4 protein-coding genes are annotated in these 4576 nt (G+C 63.7%); all 4 read right to left on the reverse strand.

What is annotated here, in order from left to right:
- Positions 1-1371, reverse strand: a 1371-nt coding sequence (locus tag sphsw_RS14115; protein ID WP_152555511.1) for a phage major capsid protein, incomplete at its 3' end; no start/stop codon positions are given.
- 1 nt (position 1372) lies between these two features.
- The gene (locus sphsw_RS18960; protein WP_042467349.1) at positions 1373-1990 is read right to left on the reverse strand and encodes an HK97 family phage prohead protease; all 618 of its coding nucleotides are present in this window, start codon (positions 1988-1990) and stop codon (positions 1373-1375) included.
- A gap of 11 nt (positions 1991-2001) precedes the next feature.
- Positions 2002-3582 carry a terminase large subunit gene (locus sphsw_RS14125; RefSeq protein ID WP_235188404.1) on the reverse strand — a complete coding sequence of 527 codons (1581 nt, stop codon included), beginning with the start codon at positions 3580-3582 and terminating at the stop codon, positions 2002-2004.
- 112 nt (positions 3583-3694) lie between these two features.
- Complete coding sequence (locus sphsw_RS20550; protein WP_031441173.1) at positions 3695-4264, reverse strand: hypothetical protein; 570 nt, start codon at positions 4262-4264, stop codon at positions 3695-3697.
- Between the last annotated feature and the right edge of the window lie 312 nt (positions 4265-4576).

Consider the following 4576-nt stretch of genomic DNA (forward strand, 5'->3'; position numbering starts at 1 on the left):
GCCCCAGCGGACGGCCGTCAGGTACGCGACCGCGGTCGCGCGGCGACGACGCCAGTTGATGGTGCGCTCGGCGCGGAGGCCGACCAGGTTGTTCTGCCACAGCGACACCAGCTGCGTGCCGGTACCGGCGAGGCCGTCCTGCTGAAGGGCGCTGTCCTTCATCTCGAGCGACGCTTCGCGGCTCATGTCGACCGCGATATCGCCCTCGTCGGCCTCGTAGATGTCGGCCGCGTTGACGAGCGCGACGGTCTGGCCGGCATATTCCGACACGATGACCGGCAAGCCCTCGAAGGTGCCGCCGAGCATGGTCATGCCGGCGAATTCCTTCTGCCCGAGGGCGTTGCTCATCATCGACAGGCCGAGCGCATTGGTCGCCGACATGATCCACACGCCAGTCGTCAGCGAGTTGTTCGCCGCGATGAACGCCGCCATCACGGCTCGCACATCTGCACGCACCGCGTCCGCATCTCGGCCCGACGACGCCCTTGCGCTTGCGCCGTTGGTGACCGACGCCGGACGAACGGTATCTGCACCGGCATTGGTCGGATCGATGAACGCCAGATCCTGCGTCTCGACCAGCGCGGCCTTGAGCGCGTCGCGAACGACCGCTTCCGAACTCGGATTCGAGCTGCGGATGTTCTCTTCGGTCAGCACGGCGATGTTGGCGACCTTGAGGCGGCCGAGAACGCTGCGCTTGAAGTCGAACGACGTCAGCGGCTTGGGCTTGCCTTCGCCGACCCAGTAGCCCTGACCGCCGCCGGTCTGAAGGATGACGGGCTCGTCGAAGCCGATCTTCCGGAGCTCCGGAATGCCGTTGGTCCCGAACTTGCCGAGAATGGTGGCGGGACGAAGGAACTCGGCGAAGTCGACGAAAGCGGCGCCCTCGGGGCTGTGCAGTGCAGCGGCCCAGCTGCCGGGCTGGTTTGAACCGGCTGCGACTGCGGCCTTGATCGTGCCGACGACGTCGCTGTCGGCGCCATACATGCGCTGCGCCACGTCCATCACCGGCTCGGAATCGAGGCGCGAGACGGCGCGGGCCTTGGCATAGCGCGCGAAGGCGATGCCGGGAGCGAGCTTGGGCTGCGCCTTGACCTGGGTCACGCCGCCGCGCTGTGCTGCAGCGGCCGACGGGTCACGCACGTCCTCGATCGGCTTTGCCGTCTTGGCAATGGTGCGCTCGGCGGTGCGCAGGCGATCGAGGTGCTTGTCGATCGCGACGATGTCGGCGGAATGGCCGTCATATTCCTCCGACTGCGACGCGTCGAGCGTGGCGCCATCGGTGGCGGCCTTGGTCATGATCGCGTCCATGGCGCCCACGACCGAGGCGCGCTTGGCTTCATACGCCGTGATCTGTTCAGCAAATTTGGTCACTTCAAATCCTTCGAATGGTGTTGATGACGAATGGCTTCGCCCGATCGCGGGCGGGGTCATCCAGCTTCACCACGCGAACCGATTTGCCGACCGCGGCAGGTTCTGGGTTGGCGGGAATCTCGGGGTCGGGGACGCCGGCTTCCTTGCGCAGGGCAGCGTCGATCGACTTGATCTGATTGATGATTGCATCGGCCTGCGCCGGAATGGTTACCGCAGACAGCTCGAAGACCTCGGTCTCGGTGTACCGAACGCCGCCGTTCTCCATGAACGAGTACTCGATCGGGCGAAATCCGATGGAGGTGGCCGTCACAAGGCCGTATTTGATCTCGCCCCACGCCGTATTGACGCGGTCCTGCAACTCGCCCGGCTCCTCAATCTTGGGGATCTCGGCGCGAAACTTTATCCCGTCCTTCGTCGGCGTCTCGAACCAGACCTTGCCGATCACCTTGTCGTGACGATGCTGATGCAGCAGCGGAATGGGGTTCGTGAACTTGACGCCCATCGGGTCGATGATGTCGCCGACCCGGTCGACTGACGGCGTGGTGGCGATCCCACTGAAGGTGCGCGCGTCGTCATCGAGCGCCTTGATACTGAGCACACTAAACGCACGGTTCTGCATGGGGCTGCCTTTCAGAGGAACATAACCTGCAGCCCGGCGCCTGCGGCTTCCGGGTTGCGGGTCATCAGCATCACCGCGTTGAAGGCGGCGACGAGGGGATCGATCTTCGCCTTGCCGGCGATTTGCTTGGTGATCAGGACGGCGTTGCCGCGCTGCTCCGCTTTCGCGTTGCCGACGCACCAGGCCATGAGCTCCTGCCCCCCATGGATCAGCGTGCCGTCCTTAAGCTTGCGCTCCATGCCCCAGACAGCTGCCGAGAGCCGGAAACCTTGGCTGACTGCCAGCATCTGCTCGGCAGTGAACCCGCGGCCGGCCAGCTCGTCGACCAGCGCGGTGACGCCTTGAGGATCGAGGCCGATCGCTGCCTGCTCAGGGAAAAGCCCGGCGTCTTTCACCTGCTCGAGCAGGTCAGCGACTTCGATCAGATCTTGGGTCGGCGCCTCGCAGCGCACCAGCGTCTTCTCGCCGATGAAGTCTGTAAGCCGGCTAGCAATGTCCTTCCGACGATCGAAAACGTCCTGCTGCGCCCAAGCCTTGCACCAGAGGATCCACTGCTTTGTCACCTTGTGCCGGCCCAGCAGTGCCAGGCCGAGCAGATCGTCGAGGCCGCCACCATCGATTCCGGCGACTACGACTTCGCAGATATCGAGGAAGGACCCGAACGAGCCGTCCCATAGGCTCGCTTCAGCTTTGGCAGCCTGCCAATACAGCGAGCCGATCCAAGCGTCGTGCCGCAGGCCGATGCCGATCTCGACATTGAGGTGCTTCGCGTAGAATACAGCGCGAGGCCCATCCTCACCGTGGTCAGCCTCGGCCGCCTTCTCCTCAAGCCAGTCCTGTGTGACCGATCGGCCCATGTTCGGGTTGGTGATGAAGAAGTTTTCGCGCTTCAGGTGGTCGCCGTCAGCGACCATCTCCTCGGGATATTCGTACAGCACCGGCAGCTTCCGCGGGTCCACGATCTTTCCATCACGGACGTCGCGAAAGTAGTTGAGCTTCTGCTTGAACACGCCCGCGGGTGGCTTGTCCGACTGCGTCGTCAGATAGATCGTGTACCCCTCGGGGCGGCTCACCTGGCCGCCAGTGGCTTCCTTCAACATCGAATCGGCGTTCGCCATCTCGCCGAACAACCAGAGCTCATCCACCAGCACGCGGCTGGCCTTCTTGCCCGCGACCGTGCCGCTATCTGCCGCAACGATCTTGAGCGTGGATTTCATCTCGCGGTGCGTGATGAGCTTCAGGTGCTCCTGATGTTTCAGGAGATCTGTCAGCTCTTCATCGGCGTCGATCATTCCCATGGCCGGTGCGAAGCTGTTGGCCGCAACCTCCTTTGTCGGCGCCAGGATCAGGTTCTCGTCGTAAGACCGGAAGCCGCAGGCGAGCTCCGTGAGCATGATGCCAGCGGCCAGCGTCGACTTAGTATTTTTTTTACTGATCAGCAGCATGTATTCGGTGATCAGCTGCCGGTTGGTGTCGGGGTCGAAGGCGCCGAACACGGCCGCAGCGAAGTCGAGCAGCCACTCGTCGCTTGCCTCACCGAACGTCGGCTGCCCGGGCAAGTCGACGATCTTGAGCGAAGTGAAGACGGCCATTTTGGCTTCGGCCGACGCCGGGAAGAGGGGAGAGAACGGGATCAGCGATCTCCGGTCGCAGATCCGACGCTTCCAATCCAAGCATGCGGTCGACCAGGTTGGCTGGGCCAACTTACGTCTTTACCACGCTGAGAGCTGGCGTTCCGACGGGCCGGAACCGGCTGCCGCCCGCCACCTCTCGAGCGCGATCCTGCGCCGCCGCCTTTTTGCCCTGCGGCGCGGAAGCCTCATTGATCGTCTTAAACGCGGTGGCGAGTTCCTTCAGTGTCTTCGCCCGGCCGCCAAGGCTGATCGCGCCGAGCATGCCATCGCGGCGACGGCCATCGCGATCGTCAGCGGTGATCTCCTCGATCATCTCCTCGAGTTCGCCGGCATGCGTTGTCGTCGCCTCGAGCTCATCCAGCATCCGCGACACCAACCCGCGTCCGCGTTCGGCGATCGCGGCGGCATCCGGTACCGGCTCGCGTTCGCGCTCGACTGGCGGCGAAGGCTGCGGAGGCGTCGAAGTACGCACTTTGCGTACCCTGCGTACCACTCGCACCCACTTTTCGGCCTTGGCGCGCTTCCGAATAGCGCCTTCCGAAATTGCGTGTCGGTCAGCTATTTCTCGAATGGAATCTTCGCCGGCCAAGTATTCAAGCTCGATGCGCGTCCAGTCGAAAGATGATTTGCGGGTTGCCATGACGCGGCACCTCCGGCCGAAAAGTACGCACCTCAAAACGTGAGGAAGAAAAAAAATGCGCGTGAGAGCCTATGGGGTCCAGCAGGGCGCGCCCTGCCGATGGTCGGACCCTCCCCCCCGGGGGTGGGGCGGCGTGGTCAGTGTCGTTGGGCGCGCTCAGCGCGCTGCTTGCGGCTGTTGTGGCAGGGAGCGCACAGGCACTGCAGGTTGCGCTCGTCCCAGAAAAGGACCTCATCGCCGTGATGCTGCACAGCAAGATCATCAGCCGCGTTCCGCAGACCGATGAGAACGGCAAGCAGTATCTCAAGCGCT

The sequence above is a fragment of the Sphingomonas sp. FUKUSWIS1 genome, assembly GCF_000733135.1.
Taxonomy (GTDB): Bacteria; Pseudomonadota; Alphaproteobacteria; order Sphingomonadales; family Sphingomonadaceae; genus Sphingomonas; species Sphingomonas aerolata.